Consider the following 21839-nt stretch of genomic DNA (forward strand, 5'->3'; position numbering starts at 1 on the left):
AATAAGACCTGTGGCTTTTTGCAAGCGATCTAACGTCAATGCACAACCTGGCAAAAGACAAAGTCGCTCCTGGAAGCCACGTGAGAGCTCAGGTTTTGGCGCGACCTGCGCCTGCTGGACGATGAAGGTTTTGTCGACTATGTTGCGTCAGTAAGTGAATGAGCTACGCCGACGTGCTCTGTCGGATGCCATGTCGATGCACTCTTGCCGAAAATAATCTGACAGAAGGAGACGAAAATTACAGGTACCCAGTGTGCGAAAACATATGTACCGACCTGGAAGCTATGCCAGAGTGTGCGCCAGATCGACATCTTGTTTCGATAAAGGCGAATCGCCACGAACAGATTCAACTGACTGACGATGAACACTGCCAGTGATATCAGCGCGAAAAACTTGCCGTATGTGGGAACGCCCATCGACAGTCTGGTTATCTCGCTTGTCACTTCAAGAAACATCAGTGCGGGCACAACGAAATAGACGGTAAATGCGATCGTATCGAGTCTCTCAACAAGAGAAAGTCTGGTGGGTGAATTAAGCGGAAAGATGTAATCGAGATAGCGTCGAATGCTGCCCTCCGCCCATCTTCTGCGCTGCCTCAACAAGCCCTTGATAGTAGGAACGCCTTCTTCCCAGACATACGCATGCGGGCAGAATCTGACGTCCCAATTGCTGACGAGTAAACGCATGCTCAAGTCGAGATCGTCTGTGAGCGACTTATTGTTCCAACCGCCGACGTCAATCAACGCGGCTCGCTTTATGAGCTGACCGTTGCCACGCAATTCCACGGCACCACCGATGAGGTCACGCCCCATCTGGAAGTGAGTATCCATGGCGTATTCTGAAGCCTGGCATTCGACCAGAGTGCCAGTCTGGTGCTCAAAAATTCGTTTTTGTGCTTGCACCGCACCGACTCCCTCTTGATCGAGAACAGGCAGAGTCAGTGCAAAAAAGTTAGGTGCCACGTAAGCATCTGCATCGAAAACTGCCACCACTTCGCCCTTAGCACGCGGCAGTGCTTCGTTCAAAGCTGCAGATTTACCCGGGCAGCTTCCATAAGTGCGATTGATGACACGTAAGCGAGGAAATTCTTTCTTTAAACGTTCGAGAATGAAAGGTGTCTCATCAGTTGAGCAATCGTCGATGATCCAGAGATAGAAATTCTCGTAATCGAGCTTGAAGAAATTGCGGATCGTATTTTCTATTACGCGCTGCTCATTTTTGGCGGCGATGAAAATGTCAATCCAGGGCTTCCACGCATCGTCTGGGTCGGTGTCTTTGCCGGTTACTGCCAGATAGCTGCCGTCGGGCTGTTTGACCAATCCTGCCTTGCGAGCTTTCCGGCGCCACCTTCCCTGCGCGGCCATGAGCCAGACGCTGTGCGTCACCATAACGACGACCGCTACAGAAAGCAAAATCAGAACCTCCGGACCGGTGACGAAATCATCGATTGACTTCAGTCCGATCCAGACGGCGAGCGTTAATGCAGCTAGGATTATTCGATCTCTCATTGCCCGATAATTTTTACACAAACCCGGACATATATCTACTTACCACGAAGGAAGGTTGTCAAATCGTGCTAAGCCAACAGCAGCAAGCGTACAGCAGCTTTTACGCCGGCTTTGCTTCCTCTCGTTTTGTCTCACTGAAGTGATGCAATCCGGCGACAAAAGTCGGTATTCCCAGAATCAAAAGAGTCGTCGAAACGCCGCCTGGTAGGTTATCTGCGAACACGCCCGTGAGTATCACAGGGATAGTCGATGCAGCCGACATCGCCGTGTTTTGAGCGGCGAAGACCTTACCGCGCAGATCTTCGGGCACTGCAGCCTGAAGCGCCGCCTGGGTGGGCACTGCCACGCATGCGCATGAAATTCCGATCAGAACAGAAAAAAGTAAAGGAATTGTCATGAGCCAGCCACTGAAGTAAACGTTATGCCAGCCGAGATGCGGAAACAGGAATAGTTGCATATAACCCAGACTGGCCAGACCGCACATAAACAGTCCAAGGGCCGTGAAACCGCCGTAAGCGAGAAGGGGAGGATTTATGTGTCGCGCATAATGGCTGACTCCAAAATTTCCGATTCCCATTCCCAAACCGGCGGCGGCAATAATGTAGCCGAATTGGAATGCTTCTATGTGCATGACTTGTTCGGCCAGACCGACTGCGATGATGTTCAGAGTAATGATTGTGCTGAACAAGAGAGTAATTTTGACTATCGCTCTGAAGACGAGTGGATTGTTGACGATGTAGGCGATGCCGAATCTCAATTCCTCCCACCAGGCTTCTCGCCTGGTTTCCGAGCGCTTATTATCCTTAATAGAGCAGACCAGAATGGCGGCAATCAAAAATCCGGCTGCCACTACCCACGGAGCACCTTTGGTGCCTGATTGCTCGATGATCGGTTCGCCTATGGCAAAACCGAATCCGAGTGCGATCATCATAGTCGTGAAAAAGAGTGAATTGGCGGCATAAAGTTCTTCGCTTTTTACAATGCGAGGAATAGATGACGTCTCGGCCGGTCCAAAAAACTGCGATCCGATAGAAAGAAGAAACGCCAGTGCGAAGGTAGCCATCGGTGAATTTGTAATCCACGGTACCGCCACCAGGGCTACGCAAACGCAACGTGCGAGGTTGGAGAAAACCAGCACCGATCGATTCGACCACCGATCAACATATACGCCTGCCACCGGACTTAACACCACGGCAGGAATTGTAAAAGCAACATAGAGTATGCTCGTCATCTGGGCCGCGCCGATTTCATGGCCGGCAACGCGGGTTACTTGTTTTGCCGTCAAGACGGCAACGAACAAGACGAAGACTGCCCGGTCGGCAAACTGTGAAAATACCTGCGCAATCCAGAGCTGCATGAACTGACGATTGCGAAAAAGAGATCCGTAACCGCTTGTTCTGGATGGAGTGGTTGGAGGATCTGTGGTTTGAGATGACACAGCGGATACCAGGAGTCAGTGAGAATACTTTACCACCAGGCGGCTGGGCGGTGCCGGGTTGCCAACACTTCAGCAAATGAAGGCTTTTTGAAGGTTTGAGCGAGTTCAGGGCGGTTGACGCTCAGCCGCTGTTTTGAACTTGATCTGTAATCAGGCTATTCGAATGATTCGCCTTCATCGTCTTCGTCGGAACGTCTGGAAATAACCCCGCGTTTCGAAGTTCTATAGAATTCGACAATTTCAGCTACTTCGGGGAACGGCTCGATCTCTTTCTCGATTTTCTCCAGGGCAGCGCTCAGGTTGAGTTCGGCCCGATAAATCAGTCGGTACGCTTCTTTGATAGCCTTTCGGTTAGCCGGTCCAATTTTGTTGCGTTTCAGTCCGACCGCATTAATACCGCGAACCGTGACCGGACGACCGTCGCACATCGCAAATGGTGGCATGTCCTGCCTGGTGGCGGAAAGGCCGCTCATCATCAACATGCGACCCAGTCGGCAGTGCTGGTGAATCACACAGTAGCCCGCCAGGATGGCATTGTCACCGACCTGAACATGTCCGCCCAATGTCGAGTTATTAGCGAAGATCACACCATTGCCTACTTTACAGTCGTGGGCGATGTGCACATAGTTCATGAAGAAGCAGTCGTCACCAACCACTGTGACACCCTCTTTGGTGCCCCTGTGTATCGTGCAATATTCGCGGATCGTTGTGCGATTTCCGATTTGAACGCCGGTCGGTTCGCCTTTATAACCAAGATCTTGCGGGTCTAAACCGATTGCGGCTCCGGCATAAATATTGCAATCGTCACCAATAGTGGTGTGACCATCAATCACTACATGAGGTCCGATTTTAGTGCCCTTGCCGATTTTGACGTTTGGTCCAATTACGGCATAAGGTCCTATTTCGACAGTCTCGTGTAACTGAGCACCATCTGCGATTACAGCTGATTTGTGTACTGTCAAATTCATACTTGTGATGTTGATTCCTCTGGCTTGGTGATTGCGAAAGTAATCTCGCCCTCAACTGCGATTTTGTCGCCGACCTTAGCCAGGACTTTAGCTTTGCCCAGCGGGCCGCGACGCTTGGTCAATTCCACTTCCATGTCCAGTCGATCGCCGGGAACAACCATGGTGCGGAACTTTACACCATCAATGCCCGTGAACACAGCCAGATGACCTTTGAATTCTTCTTCCATCAAAACGCAGATGCAGCCGAGCTGTGCGAGAGCTTCGATCATTAAAACACCAGGCATAATTGGCTTGAAAGGGAAATGTCCGTTGAAGAAATCTTCGTTGGCGGTGAGGTTCTTGAAGCCCACTGCTTTCTGTCCCGGTATCACTTGTGTGACCCGGTCCACAAGCAGAAAAGGATAACGATGAGGCAAAATCGCCTTGATCTGGGTGATGTCCAGGGTAATTTCTGACGTCGTAGCGGTGCTCATCGATTGCTCCTGTTTGCAAGTGTCTTTTGATAGAGCTGCTTAATCAGCTCTGGGCGCCGTTTCAGGCGAAGCATAGTATACATGGCGATTTAACGAGCGCTTGTGACAAGATTGTTCCTATTTCGCGAACTTAATAGAATACAGGGGCTCGGCAGGCTAAAATATGGATAATCTCACCGTTTTTGGCAGCGGTTAAGATTGCCGTCATCTGTGTGTCGTCACACAGCAGGTGTGTTCGGTTTGACCAAATGGAGACCATCTTGCCCAAGGCTAATCAGCTCAAACCAAAAGGTTCAAGCGCGACGCGTGCAAGCGCAGTTGGCGAATCAACGCATGCTGCCTTGAAGATGGACCTTGAAAAAATTGCCGAGGGCGTGCGTCTTATTCTTGAAGGCGTGGGCGAAGATCCTTCTCGACCGGAGCTTCTGGAAACTCCAGCGCGCGTCGCCCGCATGTATCGCGAGCTCTTGTACGGCACGGGAATCGACGCCGGTGCTGAGATCACTTGCACCTTCAACGAAGAAAATGATGATCTGGTGCTCGTCAAAGACATTCCGTTTTCAAGTGTTTGTGAGCATCATCTTGTTCCTTTTATAGGGATCGCTCACGTCGCCTATATACCGAACCAGGGCAAAATCACCGGGCTCTCCAAATTAGCTCGGGTTGTCGAGCTAGCATCACGGAAGTTGCAAGTGCAAGAACGCATGACCGGTCAAATCGCCGATGCAATCATGCGCAGATTAGACCCTCTTGGTGTCATCGTAGTGCTCGAAGCCGAACACTTTTGCATGAGCATTCGAGGCGTTCGCAAGGCTGGTACGAGAACCGTAACTAGCGCCGCGCGTGGTGCCTTGCAAGAAGACAAGAGTGCGCGTGCGGAAGTAATGGCTTTTATTCATAACAAGTAGAATCGTCGTATTCCCGAAAGAGATTGAATTTCAAAGTGGCAGACAATTTTTCTGATCATCTTGTCAGTCGAAGAACCTTTCTGTTCACACTTGCAGCAGTAACCTGCTTGCCCTTTTTACCGGAGGCGAAAGCGGCCCACAGCTTTGCGCCATTTTCGTTTGGGTATGTCACCGACACGCACGTTGTTCATGGCAAACCAGATTCTTACTTGTTATTGCAAGAGAGTCAGCTGTTTCTTCAGGACTGCGTCAAGCAGCTAAACAGCGAGAAATTAGACTTCGTCATTTTTGGCGGCGATCAAGTAGAAAATCCCGGTGTCGATGATGCAAACTGGCAGCTATTCGTTGATTGCGCACAGATATTGTCATGCCCCTGGTCTTTCGTACTGGGCGAGAAAGACGTATCCGGAAATCCTCCCGTCGACAAAATGAAATTGTATGGTCCGGACTGGAAGCAAAAAGGGATACAGACGGACAAGCCCTACTGGTCTCAGTCTCCGCTTCCCGGTGTCCATATTGTCGGGCTCGATACGAGTCGGCCAGAGAGCACCGCAGGCGATGTCTCTAACGAACAGCTGGAATGGCTGAAGAAAGATCTCAGCAGCAACGCCGGCAAATTTACCATTGTATTCAGTCATCATCCCTTATTGGCGCCGCCACCGTTTGATGGCGGTCCTCCCTGGGATGACTACGTCACCGCAAATGGTGCTTCTGTGCGAGAGATTCTGGCCGGTTCGAAGGACGTGCGTCTGGCCATCAACGGACACATTCACGTAAACAAAGTGCAGCAAGAAGCAGCCATCTGGTACGTTTCCAGCGCCAGTCTGGATGTTTATCCGTGCAGTTACAGAATTTTCCGGGTAACGCCGCAGACGATTCAGATGGAGAGTTACCAGGTCAGTTATCCGGCCCTGGTTAAGAAGGCGAAGCAGCAGTTGGATGGTTCCACAATTGCATTTCAATATAACGAGCAAAAGCCGGCGTTGTTTGCCGAAGTCGCTGTTGGCAACCGCATCGATAACATGGCGCTTCTGCCGTTGTCACCCGGGCAGCCCGCTCAGCAGATCGATGAGAAAAAGTTGAAGAAGGCGAAGGAAGAGCAGGCGAGAAAAGAGCAAGAGGAAGTAGCCAAGGGAGACAAAAAGAAAGGCAAAGGCGAAGACAAGAAGAGCCAGGATAAAAAGGGTCAGAACAAAAAGGGCGACGACAAGAAGGCCGAAGACAAGCAGCCCGAAACCAAGTCCAACAAGAAAGAGCAGTCAAAATCAAGCAGTACTGAAGAGAAGGCTGCGTCCAAGAGCGAGAAGAAATCGAAGTCGAAATCCGACAAAAAGAAGACAGACGATTCAACGACGAAAGAAGATACCAACCCGGCCGAAAGCAATAAGCCAAAGTCGAGCAGTGACGCGGAAGCTAAGCCCGCTGATGGTGACAAGCCCGAGCCGAGCAGTGAAGCTGAACCTAAGCCCGCCAATGGCGACAAGCCAGTGTCGAGCAGCGATGCTGAAGCTAAGCCCGATAGTATCCAAACGCCAAAATCTGATAGCTTAGAAAGTCCGCCATCTGAAAAGCCCGAAACACCCAAAATTGACAACATGGCAAGCCCGGAAAAATCCGGAGCCGCTTCGTCCGAAACCAAGAAACCCGATTCTTCGCCTCAATCAAAGGCACAGCCGTCTCCCAACTAAGCCACCACATACGGGGTTAATATGACCTGCCCAATATCCAGCAATGAAAATGAGAAAGGCAAACAATACGGCCATACTTCTTTGAGCTACAACAGCTATCTCAAAGTTCCAGAGTTGAAGAAGTTGCAGATTTGTCAGTCGAATCCCGCTCACCATGACGAACCGTTGTTCATAGTGATTCACCAGACTTATGAGCTCTGGTTCAAGCTTGTTTTGCACGAAATCGACGAAGCGATGAAACTGTTGTCTGAAAATCGTGTCAAGCGAGCCACCCATTTTTTGCGGCGCGTCGTAGCCATAATGAAGGTGCTCGTCAATCAGATTCATATTCTCGAGACAATGTCTCCTCAAGATTTTTTGGGATTTCGCAATAACCTCAATCCGGCCAGCGGTTTTCAGTCAACCCAATTTCGTGAGATCGAAATGACCTGCGGTTTGAAGGATCTGAGACTTCTCGAACACTTCAAAGACGACAGCATTGCTCATCCCGAGCTGATGAAGCGCTATGAGTCAAAGACGCTTCAGGACGCTTATTATGAGATTTTGCGCAAGCAAGGGTTTGACCTTCCGGGTCCATACGAAGTCGACGAAAATGATCCGGAGTCATTGAAGAGAGAAAACATCCGCATTCAATCTCTGCGGAAGCTCTACGAAAACTTGGAAGAGTATGCCGATTTGAATGATCTGGCTGAGGTGATGATCGATATAGACGAACAGATCGCTCTCTGGCGCACAAATCATGCCATCGTTGTAGAACGCGTGATTGGCTTCAAACGAGGCACCGGCGGCAGCGAAGGCGTTGGTTATCTGCGCTCTACTTTGACCAAGAGATGCTTCGCAGACCTGTGGAAAGTGCGTACAGTTCTAGATGTTCCTGCGATCGCATGTGGTCCCTGAGAAGTCCACTCTCTGTTGTTAGGGTCAAGCAAAATAGTTCATCAGATGCTTAAATGGCGTCTTAAAGGGGACAAAATGCTTGTGATTCGCCAGAAGCATCTTCGCAGTCTGATACTAGCCGCTGGTTGTGCTCTCGCGCCTCTCACGGCCGCATGGTCGTATGACTTGCTTGCCTCGGATATGGCGGCGTATCGAGCTGACGTGGTTCGCAGGGTATTTGACGCTGTGAAAAACTCGCCAGCGTACGCCAGAGTAATTATTGAACTGCACATCACCGCCCTGGGCAAGATCAAATCTTGCAAGGTCATCAAAGGCTCGGGCAACTCGGAACTGGATGCTTCAATGATGAAAGCGCTCAGCGAAGTCGATTTGAAACCGATGAAATTCGCCAGTTCAGCTAACGATACCGTTGAAATTCAGATCTATTTCGGCAATCCAGTGCCTGACTCTAACAACTTGTATCTTCGACCTGATGAAGCGTTCACCTTTCGAAGTTTCGGTACGTTCATGCAGGTTGCCGGTCCCAACAGCAAAAGTTCTCCTGGTGCAGAGAAGTCAGATCGAAGTGTCAGACCAGAGGCAGCACGAACGATGCCTGCGCAGATCGGCGCTCAAGCACCATTCCAGCAAAGCGAGCCAGACAGATTGTACGACGAGGAGATTCGCAAACTGCTCGCAGATTCGCCCCCGGAGTTGACTTTCGATACGCTTCAATACGGTCTCAATCAGGTTCCTGATTCTGCCGCGCAGCTTAAGAAAGCAGATAGTTTGATAAACGATAAACGTTTTCTGGCAGCAGCACACGCATACATGTTGGCTCTGCCGGAACAATTCAAGAAGGGTGATTCTGAAGCCGTCAAAACACTACTCAGTAGCCTTTCTAAGCTTGTGCCGCAGTTGCAGGGTAATGAACGTTTCAATATTGGCATGTCACTGGTCAACTTTTGCGATCGCATCGGATCTCGCATGCCAATCGGCCCCGCCAATTCGAAAGTTAATAGCGCCGTGTCGATAAACGCAATTTTGGCCACGGCGCAGCAGTTTGTCGATCAGTCTTCGTCGAAGCGTTTGGGGCGTCTTGCTTACTTCTATCAGAAAAAAGGAAAGGCGCTGCAAGAGATCGGTAATGTGGACAAAGCAAAACTGGCGTATCAACGATGCTTATCTATAATGCTCGAAAATGAAGATGCTCTCCCTGCTGACGTCGAACAGGCTTTCGATTCAACAGTGACTTTCCTTGCCTCGCAAGAGGATTGGACTGCTCTCAGTCAGGTGGAAAATCAAAGAAGTGTCTGGCAGACCAAGCACCCTGACCCTACAAATTTGTTCGCCATCAATAGCCTCGGTAAGCAGCTTGAGCTCGCCTTGAACAAACCCGAGGGGAGCGCTGCCGACTCTTTAGTTGAGCGATTGTTGATACTGATCCGCACCTCCAGTTTGAACAAGCAAGATGCAAGTGACAGATTCAGTCTTTTGACAGAGCAATCCGGTCCTTTTGCCAGTCGAAACGACATACAGAACAGGGTCTTTCAAGAACTTGATCGCGTCAGCCGCATTCTGGAGCATCGAGATTCAGTTTCTGCATCTGCCGAGCCGCTTTTGAGGGAGATCTTCAAATTTGCAATTTGCACCAACAGCAATCTGCAACAACGGCTATTTCAAACATTAGGTGATTATCTGGTGGCAAAGGGGAAGGCTCAGGAAGCGCTTCTGCTGTGCGATCTCGTTGATAATCTTGACACGGAAGATTACCTGTTGCTTCAGCGAGCTCGTGCAAATCCTCAACAGCAGCTGCGTTTGAAAGCACTGAAAGCACTAGGGAGAACGGAAGAGGCTGACCAGTTACAAACCCAGATCAAGGACCAGATGCAGTCGCTCATTACTGCCAATATCCTTCGCAATATTGCCGTCGCAGAGAGCAGGCTCGCTAAAGCCCCGCCTTACAGCGCTGAGCGCATTCAGGCCAGAACACTGCTTGTCACCAGTTTATTGTCTCAAAAGCAACCTGACATGCAGAAAGTAAGATCTATTTTTATGGAGAGTTTGCAAGAACTGGCATCGGAGAAGTTCACGAGCGCGTCCATGAGCGAGTATTGGGATTTGTCCAATCAGCTCATCTCAATCCTGAATAAAGCCGAACCTGATCTCGAATTTACTACAAATGCGGTGGAAGGTCTTCTGCGCATACAGTACAAAAGAACGGCGCATAGCCGACTTAGTGCTTCCCAGCTTAGTCGAGCCATGCCTTTGACCACCATCCTGGATAATGCCTCATTGAAAAAACATCCTCAAGTTCATCTTGCCTTGATTGGCAATTTGATCAAATTTTGCGATAAACAGCCGCTTGACGATGACACGAACAAGCGTATTTTGTTGCGCCAGCAAGCCGTTTTGCAAAACAAGATGGGTGATACCAGGGGTGCTACCAAAAGCAACCTGGAACTGCTCGCGCTGCTAGAACAACAAAAGATAGTGAGCAAGTCTGAACTGGTGAATCAGTTACTGGAGTTGGCTCGAGCAGAAGCTGCATCTAACGATACAGCGCAGGCCCGCCGGCACGAGAAACGTGCAGCTCAGCTCGGTTTTGAAAGTGTTGATACCGTTGTTACACGACGAAGCTTAGTTGAGCTGAGCAAGACTTACGCTGCCGGTGGGGCTTTGAAGGAAGCCTCAGATGCGCTCCTGGAGGCTGTAAAACTGCCGCAGAGTGCCTCCAGTGCACCGCAACATGTTTCAACGAGTGAACTAGTGCGTGCCTGCGAGAAGGCGCAACAGTTTGCGATAGCAGGCGAATTCTTTAAGGGAGCGATAGAGTTCGAGAAGGCGCAAGTACGGCAATCAACAACAGTTTTAAACTCGTATCGCATGGAGTATTCGAATCTGTTGTTGACTGAGGCTTTCAGCGGCAGGTCTGAGCAGACAAAAGACAGTCTTTTGAAACAATCAGAGCAGTTATTTACAGAAGCCGCTGACGATCTGATTCACAATGAAGGACCAGATTCGAAAACCCTGGGTGGCGAAGTTCGTCGCAGAGCATTCGTTTTTAGTTTGAACAACATGTCAGAGCAAAGCGAGAATCTTATGGAGCGTTACAAGACAGCGGTTGCAAACGCTGCTGGAGGAACGCTGAAGATTGACGTAAATGTCGGTGCACCGCCAAAAGAGACGTCGGACCAGCGTTGAAGAAAAGCCCTGAGCTCTAAGTGCCGGCCGCAGAAAGTTTCGAGCTGAGCTGTGGCACCGCTGCTAGTTTCGGTCCTTCAACCGTTTTGTAGCCGCTGGCTCTGGCTATTCCTTCGAGCATGCCGTTGAAAACAACATTGTGCAGCGGCATCACGGCATACCAGTAAGCAATGCCAAGCAGACCCTTGGGCAGAAACCTGGCGATTTGCAGCACTTCAGTTCTGGTCGCATCGAGTTTCTTTATTCGAAATTCGAGCACAGCCTGCCCTGGCAGCTTCATTTCAGCTACCAGAACGAGCCTCTCATCTGGAATTACACTCGAGACCCGCCAGAAATCGAGCGCGTCACCAGGTGACAGTTCATATGGATGCCTGCGACCGCGTTTGAGACCGACGCCGCCAACTACACGGTCCATCAGACCGCGCAGTCGCCATAACCAGTTCCCGTAGTACCAGCCGGTCGTTCCACCCAACCGGACCACTGGCTTCCATATATCGCTCGGTTGCGCTTCGACAACCACCCGGCGGCAGTCACTGTATACGGTGCCGCCCGCCCAGTGTGGCTCTTCCGGGCTCGCCCACTCAGGATGACGAAGCAGTCCGGCATCAGTCCAGTGGCTTTCCACCTGCTGATGTTGCACTTTATCGAGAGCCAACTTTATGGCTGCCCTGCAAGTCATCAACTCCTGGGGGATGATGTCTCGAATCCGATTCTCCTGACAGACCACAGGCGTGCGCAATCCCTCAGCGAGAGGGCGAGCGATGTAGGCGGGTACTGGCGTGACCAGGTGAATCCACAGTGAACTCAACCTTGGAGTGAATACCGGCACCGAAATTATCTTGCGTGGAGGTAGTTCCGCCTCTTCGGCGTAGGTCGTCATCAAATCGCGATAAGTGAGAATTTCTTCTCCACCGATGTCGAAGGTCTGCCCTATGGTTTTTTCGTTATCAAGACAACCGATCAAGTAAGTAAGAACATTCTTTATAGCGATAGGCTGGTTCGGAGTGGTGACCCAGCGTGGCGTGATCATGACCGGCAGCCTCTCGACAAGGTAGCGGAGGATTTCAAACGAGACGCTGCCGGAGCCAATGATCATCGCCGCGCGGAGTACCGTCACTGGTACCTGACCAGTCTGGAGAATCTCGGCAACTTCGTTGCGAGATTTTAAATGCTTGCTTATGTCCTGGTTGTCTTCGCCGAGACCGCCGAGATAGATGATCTGCTCAAGATGTGCCGACTCTGCGGCAGCCACCATGTTCAGGGCTGCTTCTCGGTCTCGTTCCTCAAACTCTCTCGATGCGCCATCCATCGAGTGTACGAAGTAATAGGCAGCGAAACATCCTTGCGCTGCGGCCATCACAGAATCTCTGTCGAAGAAGTCAGCGGTCACTAACTCGACAGCCGGGTGCTTAGCCCATGCTTTGCTGCGCAGTTTCTCGATACTGCGACCACAAGCGCGCACTCTGAACCCTGCCTCGAGTAATCTCGGTACGAGCCGATTTCCCACGTATCCTGTGGCACCAGTCACTAAAACAGGCTCTTTTCTCATCTACACCTCAACGCCGAAACCCTTCTGAATTCTGGCTTTTCCGGATTTGGGAAAGTCAAAAATTCAGTGCTTTTTTCAACAGATTTGCTCTAATATCATCTGTGTAGTCAGTGAACACAAGGTGAACGGAAATGAGTTCTGTCGCATTGGTCTGGTTTCGACAAGACCTCCGCCTGACCGACAACCCCGCTCTGGTCGAAGCTCTGGAGAGGGGTTACGCGGTCGTACCTGTCTACATATACGCGCCGTCTGAAGAAGCGAAGTGGCCGCCAGGAGGTGCCTCGCGCTTCTGGCTTCATCAGTCACTGAAGAGCTTGTCCAGTGACTTGGACAAATTCAACTCGAAACTTGTGTTGCGCAGTGGGCGCTCGAGTCTCGACGAACTGCGTTCCCTCGTAAAGGAAACCGGAGCTAAGGCGGTGTTCTGGAATCGCCGTTATGAACCGGCTGCCATCGAGCGTGATACCAGGATCAAAGAAGCCCTGCTTCAAGACAAGATTGAGGTGCGATCGCATAACGCTTCCCTGTTGTTCGAACCATGGACTATATTGAACAAGTCTGACAAACCCTTCCGTGTCTATACGCCCTTCTGGAGGCACTGCATCTCACTACCAGAGCCACCTGTGCCTCTCGCCCGTCCAGCATCGATACCGTCACCGGCACAATTTCCAGAAAGCATGAACCTTGAGGATCTACATCTGGAACCTCAGATCAAATGGGCTGAAGGGATCCGGCAAGCCTGGACACCTGGTGAGGTCGGCGCGCAAGCGCAAGTAGAGAAGCTTCTTTCCGGTGTACTCGAGCAATATGCTGAAGGGCGCAACCGGCCTGATCGGGTCGGCGTTTCCAGACTCTCTCCCTATCTCCATTTTGGAGAGATCGGACCGCGGCAGATCTGGCACAGTGTTAAAGATGAAGTCAGCACCAAATCTGGTGCACGCAGTAAAGAAGGAGCGCAGGTCTATTTAAAAGAAGTGATCTGGAGAGAGTTTGCTTATCACCTTCTTTACCATTTTCCTCATACTGAGAGTGTTCCGCTCGACGAAAAGTATAAACAGTTTCCGTATCAGCGTGATGGTCTAGCTCTGAAGCGCTGGCAGAAAGGGTTGACTGGTTACCCACTTGTAGATGCCGGCATGCGCGAGTTGTGGACTACGGGTTGGATGCACAATCGTGTACGCATGGTCGTCGGGTCCTTCTTAGTCAAGGATCTCCTCTTGCCCTGGCAGTCTGGTGCGAAGTGGTTCTGGGACACGCTTGTCGATGCCGACCTGGCCAGCAACACCATGGGCTGGCAGTGGGTAGCTGGCTGCGGAGCCGACGCCGCGCCGTATTACCGTGTCTTCAACCCTGTATTGCAGGGCAAGAAGTTCGATCCTGACGGCGATTATGTACGCAAGTGGGTGCCCGAGCTAGCAGCCCTGGATGGTGACAAAATCCACACACCATGGCTTTTATCCGAAGAAGAACTCATGCAAGCGGGTATCGTACTTGGTGATACTTATCCAAGACCGATTGTTGACCACTCGGTAGCAAGACTTCGAGCCCTGGACGCGTTGAAGTCAATTAAAGAGGATACAATCCTCAAGCGATGAGGAAAACTTATGACTGACACCGTTTCCAAAACAAAGCCGGCAGCTATAGATCACATTGCTATTCCCGTGACTGATGTTGATGCGTCGGTCAAATGGTACACATCGGAATTTGGCTGCACGATTGAATATCAGGATGATACCTGGGCATTTCTGAAGTTCGAAAATATAAAACTGGCGCTCGTGGTCAAGCATCAGCATCCGCCGCATCTGGCATTTGTCAGCCCAAGGGCTGAGAGCTATGGCGAATTGAAGACACATCGCGATGGAACGCGCTCAGTTTACATAAAGGATCCGGCTGGTAACGCCGTCGAAATCGTTGCAGAAGACTCCCTTCCCAAATCTGGTGGCTAATCTTGGCAGAAAAAAATTCTGAGGTGATCATCGTCGGCGGTGGGTTAGCTGGTTTGACCTGCGCCTTGAAGCTGCATGAAGTCGGCGTGCCCTTCGTGTTACTCGAAGCGTCCGATCGAACCGGAGGCCGTGTGGCCTCTGACCACTATGAGAATTTCATCCTGGATAGAGGTTTTCAGGTCTATTTAACGGCCTATCCTGAAGGTCGAAAAATTCTAGACTATTCCAAACTGAGTTTTCACGCCTTTTATCCAGGCGCTCTTGTCTATCGGGACGGAAAGTTGCACAAGCTTGCCGATCCCTTCAGGCATCCGATAGACGCAGTTTCTCACGCATTTTCGCCGATCGGCTCACTGTCCGATAAGGTACAGGTGGGCAAACTGAGACAAGCGCTCGTGGGCACAACGCTCAAGAAGCTCTTTGAGAGACCTGAAACCACCACAGAAGAGGCTTTGCGTGACCAGGGCTTTTCTAGTGAAATGATTGACAGCTTCTTTAGACCCTTCCTTGGAGGAATTTTCCTCGATAGAAGCCTGAAAACATCAAGTCGAATGTTCGAGTTTGTTTTTAAGATGTTCGCAGAAGGAGATACCTCCCTTCCAGCTCGAGGTATGAGCGCGATTGCAGACCAGTTGGCCGCTAAGTTGCCCAGAGAGTCAGTGCGCTTGAACTGCCATGCTCGCAGCGTTCAAGACGGTGTTGTCATCCTGGAAAACGGAGATAAGCTGACAGCTCCAACAATTGTTGTCGCCACAGAGGGTCCAGAGGCAGCCAGGCTACTTGGTGATCAAATTCAGGTGACGCCCGCCAGGTCGGTCATCTGCGTTTATTATGCAGCCCAAACTGCTCCAGTTGATGAACCAATACTCGTCCTCAATGGTGAGGGAAAGGGCTGTGTCAACAACGTCTGCGTGCCAAGCAACGTCTCTCGCGCTTATGCGCCGGAGGGGCAACACCTGATATCTGTATCGATTCTTGGTGACAGAGAGGGCGTTCAAGACAGCCAACTAGACGAAGAGGTGCGCGCCGAGTTGAAATCATGGTTTGGCGAGCAGGTCCGGTCGTGGCGTTTCCTGCGAGCTTACAGAATCAAATATGCCTTACCCGATCAAAGTCCGCCCCAATTGGCAACCGCCGAAAAACCGGTCAAGCTCAAACCGGGAATTTATGTCTGCGGCGACCATCGAGACAACGCTTCCATAAACGGAGCCCTGGTCTCAGGGCGCAGGACAGCCGAGTCAATCTTGCACGATCTCAAGCAAATCGACAAAACTGCGTGATCCATTTTGAAATTTGCTTGAACGGGGAATACCCAAGAGAGCAGGGTGCGCTTGCTATTATGTGTGGAGCAAACTCTGCCATGTTTCTTAAATGCAAAGAGCTTATGAGCAGCTGACTCTCGGTTTAGAGAAGGATTGTGAACCCCGAAGCGCAAAAATCTTTAGAGAAACGCAAAAAGTGCCCGGCGTGCAGTCGTGAATTTACAGGCACTCTGGTCGTTTGTAAGCATGACGGCACGCTGTTGATTCCGGTCAAAGAAGACTTGATGATCGGCACTACGCTTGCTGATAAATATCGAATTGAGACCGAAATCGGTCGAGGCGGCATGAGTGTCGTCTACAAAGGACGTCACGAGATGATGGACCGCATGGTTGCCATCAAAATGCTCCAGGCTCAACTGGTAAACGACCAGACCAGCATCAAGAGATTCAAGCAGGAAGCAAAAGCGGCCAGCTGTTTGACTCATCCCAATGTGATTACAGTCTATGACTGCGATGTCACACCAGGCGGGCAACCTTACCTGGTTATGGACTATCTGGTGGGCGAAAGCCTGGCCGATATTATCAAACGCGAAAATCATGTCGAGCAGATGCGCGCTTTGAACATTTTTATTCAGGCGTGCGATGCCCTGGAACACGCCCACCTGAAAGGCGTATTGCATCGAGATTTGAAGAGCAGCAACATCATGTTGGTCGATTTCGAAGGCAAGACCGACGTCGTCAAAGTCGTGGATTTCGGTATCGCCAAATTGATGCCGAACTCTGGTAAACAGTCTCAGAATCTTACTCAAACCGGTGAGATCTTTGGCAGCCCTATCTATATGAGCCCTGAGCAATGCCTTGGGTCGCATCTCGATGCCCGGTCAGATATCTATTCGATGGGCGCTATGTTGTATGAGTCCTTGATGGGGATGCCGCCACTCATGGGTGATACCATCATCGATACCATGCAGATGCATGTTTCTACGATGCCGGCCAGCTTCGCCGATATGCGCCATGATTTGCAGATTCATCCGCAGTTTGAGGCTGTTGTTTTCAAGGCGCTTGAAAAGAAACCTGAAGACCGCTATGCCTCAATGGAGCAATTCCGCGATGCTCTTGCTCATGTCGCTCGTATTATCGAGATGGACAAGTTCGAGCCGCGCCCCGTTTCGACTCAGCCGCGCTCAACCAAGCAAAACCTGACTCCACAGCGGAACACAAACGCCGGAGCTTTGCCTAAACCGCAGATTTCATCGATCTCGGCTTCACAGAAGATTGAATCGTCAAGCCCGAAAACTCCCGTACTCAATACACCTATGGGCTCACTTAATCGCGTCAGTCAGACCGGTATGAAGGCGGCCTACAATCCACACAGCAAAGCTAATGATCCGACCAGAATCAATAAGGACAAGCTCGGCGATCTAAAGAATGCTGAAACGAAGGCATCGAAAAGCAAGTTGTTGATAGGCGCGGGCATAATGCTTGCCGTCACAATTGTTTTGATCATATGCATGGTCTTGTGGATGATGAATCGCCACGTTCCCACTTGATTTTTTCAGCCAATCTCAAGCTACTTGTCGAAGTTTGGATTCTTCAGAATTGGGCGCTTAGTGCTTGTTTTGTCGGGCTTCTGAATTTCTACTTCGCTGATCAGAACAGAGGGGCAAACGATGCTTGTGATTTCGCGAGAATTTTGCACAGCGTAAGGTTTGACATCATTGCCGGTGGCATCAATATCGCGCAGTATTCGCATTGAAATATTCGAGAAATTACCACCTCTAACGAGTTGCTCGCTGCCGTCGGCAACTGACACTTTGTAAAGCAGAACGGGTGGATAGAGCGATACACCGGAGCTACCAGACATGAAGGCTTTGAAGAAGGCCTGCAAATTGGAAAAGTCCAGATCGCTTGCACTGCCGGTAATTCTGCGCACAATGTAGACTTCCTTCAGTCCCTCTTCCTTTCCCAGTTCAAGGAGCCTGGATTTCAATGCCTCAGGCGAGAGCTTGTGCTCCGAATTGATGAATATGTTGCTTGTGGCACTTCCACCTCTCTTGCCATGACCATTGCTGTGAGCGATGGTGCGAGTCGGAATGCGAGACATGCAGATCGTCTTGAGAATGCCCTTTTCAACGAGCGTGACTTTCTGCCCTTTCAGTCCTTCGTCGTCAACTTCGTAGTAGCCGAAAAGTGGCTTGCCATCGTAACTTTTCAAGCCCGGTTCATCAACCACGTCGATGAACTTCGGCAAAATGCGCTGACCGAGTTTCTCGCTCATGTCTGTGCCGAGCATTCTGCGCATATCGCTGGCTGAGCGAGCCAGTTTAGGCTCCAGAATTTGATGGAAAAGTTGTGCTCCGGCTTGCCCCTCGAATAGAACAGGACCGCGGTAATCATCCACTTTCGGCGCGGCAGCCAGTTTCTCCAGCCGATCGCACAGTTCAGCAGCGCGTTTTTTTAACTCATCCGGCTTAGGCAGTTCTTTTTCAGAGTAAGCCGGAAACATCTCCTGATCTGAAAAGTTCATGCCATCTGTAGCTTGAGCCTGAGCGCTAATTATGATCATGTAGGCTTTCTCGCCGATGCGGTTTTTAAAACCTTCCGAGTTCATAAACCAGTGATTGTCTGCCATCGCGGCCAAACTGGCTTGTGAACTGCGAATCAAAGGTCTTCCCTTGAAGGATGCTGTCAGTTCTCGAAGGATGCGACTCCATTTATCTTTATCGAGTTCGAGAGTCTCGACCGGTTGAACAACAGTGACTGGAGTTTCGCGCGAGAACGAGTCTGGACGATCTTCGACGGTGTTCTGCTTCAAGTATGTCTTTTTGCTCTCCAGCCCCTCGATTGCCTGCTTGTAAGCAGAATCGGTGCGCAGCCATAGCTCACGTCGTAACGCATCATAGTCATTATCAACACTGATTGAAGAAGCTCCTGCCGAATGTCCTGCTCCGAACAGGTCTCCTATTTCTGAAGAACCTGATGCACTGTCTAGCTTGTAGTCACCGATGCGCACGTCTACTGTCAGCGTGCGTGAGTGCTCACGAGTGTCGTCGCTCAGTGCACCAAATGTGGCACCAAGTCCGAGCTGGTCGGTATCGTGCACGGTGTAGCCGATATAGTAGGGCGCCTGGTGACCTTCTAGTTTCAGTCGCGCAATCGACCTGGCCATCTCGTCTTTCATAGCAGGAAAGGTGATTTCGTTCTGTGTGGCGACTGGTACGACAGCAGCCGATAGAGCCAGCAAACTGCTGATCAAAGTTTTCATTTGCTCGACTCCTCTGAAGGCGGCTCAGGTTCGATCGAGCGCTTGCTATCCTTGTCGCGATCTGGAGGAGGCAGCACAGGCGGTTTATCCTGCTCTTTTATGTTTCTCTCTACCTCTATGGTCTGAACCAGAAGGCTCGGTGCGATGGCGGAGACCGGTACCCAGCCTGATTCGGCGCCGCAAGTGCCGTTGAAAACATCATCGTCATCGGCGGCACCGAGAATGCGCTCTAGCGAAGTCAATGGAGTGCCTACGAGGTCTACACCGCGCAGCAGTTCGTCGGGACGCCCATCGGGATAGACACGCCAAACACGCAATGGTTTCAGCTTGAAGACCTGTGGCATGTACGCTTGCGTCATCGTAAATCCACCGGCAATTTCGTCGAAGACCAGCCCATATGGCTTACCTTGCCGTTTTACTTCTGCTATTAGTTGCTGGCGCAAAGTTTCGTATGGAACACGCTTAGATGATTCGACGATCAGATTTCCCTGCCTGGCTACTGGCTTGCTGCCTGGAGAACCGCGCCCGTGCCCGTTTGAATTTGGGAATCCTTTGACTGGGGAGCGCTCCATCAGATAGTTGCGGAGAATTCCTTTGTCGACGAGCACTACCCTCTGCGCAGGCACACCTTCGTCGTCGTACCGGTAGAACCCGTTCAAAGCCGTGTTCTCCAGCCTTTCTTTAAGTGGATCGTCGATCACGCTGATGAATGTCGGCATAACTTCTTTGCCGATCAATTTAGTGAAAGTTCGTCCTTCACCTTCGTCTTTTTGTCGATGCCCCTCGATGCGGTGACCAAAAATCTCGTGAAAGTAGACACCGGCAGATTTGGCTTGCAAAATGGCTGGACCAGCATAGGGTTCTGCCGCTTTGGCCACCCTCAGTGCCTCTACAGATGATGCTACTTTGCGTACCATCGCCTCGAGTTTTTCCTGATCGGGCAGATCGCTACTGGTAGGTGCCTCAACACCGTCATAAAGCCAGACTCGCATACCATCATCAGCTGTGGCGTCAGCGATTGTATAGATTCGGTATTGAAGGTGGTCGTCTTCAATCGTCGTGCCTTCACTGTTGACCAGATAGCGGCGTGTTTTGATGGCCGAGAAGCGCACCATCGAACTCTTTATGTTGGGAAAGCTCCTGTAGATTGCCGACAAGTTTCGCAGGCGCTCTTCCCAGACGCGGCGATCGATTTCCATGTCAATCGGTTTGCCGATGTAGACCGAGGGCTTTTCCTGAGAAAAATCGTCTGAGTTATCTTCTTCGGCGATGCGTACGTCGCGATTCGTGAGTACTTTTTGGTAGTCAGCCTGCGCGGCTTTATAAGCGGCATCTGTGCGCTCCCACAACGCCGTTCTGAGGGCTGCTTCATCGTCATCGATTGGTATCGGCGTGCGTGCACTGAGAAAGTCACTGGAGCGCATCGAGCCGCCTCTAGTTTGATGCGTGTTATCGATTTTGGGAGAGCCAACCCTCACCTCGATATCAAGAACGCGCTTGTGACTTTCTGGTTTGTCGCTTGTAAGACCGCCGTATTCGGCAGAAATTTCGATCGAACGGGTGTCGTAAAGCCGATAAGCAAGGAAATACAAGTTTGCTTCAGCTTCGCTGGCTTTCAGTTTGGTAAATGAGCGGGTCAGTTCCTTTTGCATGGCACTGAGCACGACGTCGTCAACTGAGAAAGCCGGGGCGATTGTTGTTGAAGTGAGCGCGGTTAAAGCAGAAAATATTATGCAGAGGCGCTTAACTGACATCCGGTTCTCCTTTCGGCTCAAGCATTCATTCAACCATGCCGGCTCACCAAAGCGCCATCCCGATGGCCCGAAATCTTTAATTGGACCCCGCTTGGTAAGGGCGGGCAGACAAGCTATCATGACCGTGGGTTTGGTGATTTGTATGACTAACGACTCTTACATCGGCGGCTTCATGATTATTACGGCCAGCACCGCGGTGGCCGTATTCGGGCAGCTTCTGGTTCGGCAATATGTCGAAAACCATAAGCTCAAAGAATGTCATGACGTCAGCGGTCAGTTTCTGGCTGTGATTGGCACTATGTATGCGGTTTTGCTGGGGCTCATCGTTGTAGACGCCATGAGCAAATTCCAGGATGCTACCCGCACGGTGGAACAGGAGGCAAATTCACTGGCGGATATCTTCCTCTTGTCCGAGCGTATGCCTCCTCAGCACAGAGACAGAATTCAAAACTTTTGCATTCAGTATGCCAATCAGGTTGTCGATGAAGAATGGAAAACAATGGACGAAGGCAAGGTATATCTCCCTGCCCGCCGTACTGCAATCGGCTTGATGAAAGCAGCCATGGACTACGAGCCGGTCAAAGAAAGCGAAAAAGCCGTTTACCCGATTATGGTGCAAGAGGTGTGCCAGCTGTGGGATAACCGGCGCGCTCGCACCAATATGGCTACCAACGGAATGCCGTGGATTGAATGGGTAGTCTTGATCGTTGGCGGCGTGATCACGCTTGTGTTCACTTATTTCTTTTACGTTGAATCGATTACTTTGCAGGTAATGATGACTGCGATGGTAACAGTAATCATCGGTTTGAATCTTTTCCTGGTGCTTCTTTTCGGTTATCCGTTCTCGGGCGATTTGATAGTCAAACCCGAGGCTTTTAAGCTCGACCAGCTGATTTTCGAAGATAAGATCAGCATGCGAAGCACCGGTCACTTCGCGGATCAGTAGTTGGCGCCATGGTCGCTGACAAATGGAACGCCCGCGTCTCGCGGGCATGATTGA

The 21839-nt window shown here is 50.8% G+C and carries 16 protein-coding genes; 9 read left to right on the forward strand and 7 right to left on the reverse strand.

Features of this window, described 5'->3' with window-relative positions; all coding sequences use genetic code 11:
• Positions 1–137: 137 nt before the first annotated feature.
• The 4 genes from EKK48_20950 to fabZ form a co-directional block, all read right to left on the reverse strand.
• The gene (locus EKK48_20950; protein ID RTL38381.1) at positions 138–1508 is read right to left on the reverse strand and encodes a glycosyltransferase family 2 protein; all 1371 of its coding nucleotides are present in this window, start codon (positions 1506–1508) and stop codon (positions 138–140) included.
• A gap of 100 nt (positions 1509–1608) precedes the next feature.
• Entirely contained in the window at positions 1609–2946 is a 1338-nt protein-coding gene (locus tag EKK48_20955) for an MFS transporter (protein RTL38382.1), read from the reverse strand.
• A 155-nt stretch (positions 2947–3101) separates the two neighbouring features.
• Positions 3102–3914: an acyl-ACP--UDP-N-acetylglucosamine O-acyltransferase gene (locus EKK48_20960; protein RTL38383.1), complete on the reverse strand. Its 813-nt coding sequence runs from the start codon at positions 3912–3914 to the stop codon at positions 3102–3104.
• The gene (gene fabZ, locus EKK48_20965; GenBank protein RTL38384.1) at positions 3911–4387 is read right to left on the reverse strand and encodes a 3-hydroxyacyl-ACP dehydratase FabZ; all 477 of its coding nucleotides are present in this window, start codon (positions 4385–4387) and stop codon (positions 3911–3913) included. The genes EKK48_20960 and fabZ overlap by 4 nt, the downstream gene beginning before the upstream one ends.
• Before the next feature lie 248 nt (positions 4388–4635).
• Between fabZ and folE the strand changes: the two genes are divergently transcribed.
• Genes folE through EKK48_20985 form a run of 4 tightly spaced genes read left to right on the forward strand, consistent with a single transcriptional unit; the run spans position 4636 to position 11063 of the window.
• Entirely contained in the window at positions 4636–5295 is a 660-nt protein-coding gene (gene folE, locus EKK48_20970) for a GTP cyclohydrolase I FolE (protein ID RTL38385.1), read from the forward strand.
• A 23-nt stretch (positions 5296–5318) separates the two neighbouring features.
• Complete coding sequence (locus EKK48_20975; GenBank protein RTL38386.1) at positions 5319–6983, forward strand: hypothetical protein; 1665 nt, start codon at positions 5319–5321, stop codon at positions 6981–6983.
• Positions 6984–7004: 21 nt separating this feature from the next.
• Positions 7005–7880 carry a tryptophan 2,3-dioxygenase gene (locus EKK48_20980; GenBank protein RTL38387.1) on the forward strand — a complete coding sequence of 292 codons (876 nt, stop codon included), beginning with the start codon at positions 7005–7007 and terminating at the stop codon, positions 7878–7880.
• 45 nt (positions 7881–7925) lie between these two features.
• A complete protein-coding gene (locus EKK48_20985; protein RTL38388.1) occupies positions 7926–11063 on the forward strand; it encodes an energy transducer TonB in 3138 nt (1045 codons plus the stop codon).
• A gap of 16 nt (positions 11064–11079) precedes the next feature.
• Here the strand turns inward: EKK48_20985 and EKK48_20990 are convergent, their stop codons facing one another.
• Entirely contained in the window at positions 11080–12612 is a 1533-nt protein-coding gene (locus tag EKK48_20990; GenBank protein ID RTL38389.1) for an SDR family oxidoreductase, read from the reverse strand.
• Positions 12613–12743: 131 nt separating this feature from the next.
• Here EKK48_20990 and EKK48_20995 point away from each other — a divergent pair, with 131 nt between their 5' ends.
• From EKK48_20995 to EKK48_21010, 4 genes are all read left to right on the forward strand, one after another.
• Positions 12744–14207 (forward strand): deoxyribodipyrimidine photo-lyase, encoded by a 1464-nt coding sequence (locus tag EKK48_20995; GenBank protein RTL38390.1) that lies wholly within the window; start codon positions 12744–12746, stop codon positions 14205–14207.
• 9 nt (positions 14208–14216) lie between these two features.
• Positions 14217–14558: a VOC family protein gene (locus EKK48_21000; protein RTL38391.1), complete on the forward strand. Its 342-nt coding sequence runs from the start codon at positions 14217–14219 to the stop codon at positions 14556–14558.
• Positions 14559–14560: 2 nt separating this feature from the next.
• A complete protein-coding gene (locus EKK48_21005; GenBank protein RTL38392.1) occupies positions 14561–15838 on the forward strand; it encodes an FAD-dependent oxidoreductase in 1278 nt (425 codons plus the stop codon).
• Between the two features lie 137 nt (positions 15839–15975).
• Positions 15976–17370 carry a serine/threonine protein kinase gene (locus EKK48_21010; protein ID RTL38393.1) on the forward strand — a complete coding sequence of 465 codons (1395 nt, stop codon included), beginning with the start codon at positions 15976–15978 and terminating at the stop codon, positions 17368–17370.
• A 20-nt stretch (positions 17371–17390) separates the two neighbouring features.
• On the opposite strand, the gene EKK48_21015 is transcribed toward EKK48_21010, so the two are convergent.
• Entirely contained in the window at positions 17391–19085 is a 1695-nt protein-coding gene (locus EKK48_21015; GenBank protein ID RTL38394.1) for a hypothetical protein, read from the reverse strand.
• Positions 19082–20959, reverse strand: coding sequence for a TldD/PmbA family protein (locus EKK48_21020; GenBank protein ID RTL38395.1), 1878 nt, complete (start codon positions 20957–20959; stop codon positions 19082–19084). Before EKK48_21020 ends, EKK48_21015 begins: the two co-directional genes overlap by 4 nt.
• Here EKK48_21020 and EKK48_21025 point away from each other — a divergent pair.
• Complete coding sequence (locus EKK48_21025; GenBank protein RTL38396.1) at positions 20736–21785, forward strand: DUF4239 domain-containing protein; 1050 nt, start codon at positions 20736–20738, stop codon at positions 21783–21785. The genes EKK48_21020 and EKK48_21025 overlap by 224 nt on opposite strands.
• Positions 21786–21839 lie beyond the last annotated feature (54 nt).

This window comes from Candidatus Melainabacteria bacterium (genome assembly GCA_003963305.1).
Classification (GTDB): domain Bacteria; phylum Cyanobacteriota; class Vampirovibrionia; order Obscuribacterales; family Obscuribacteraceae; genus PALSA-1081.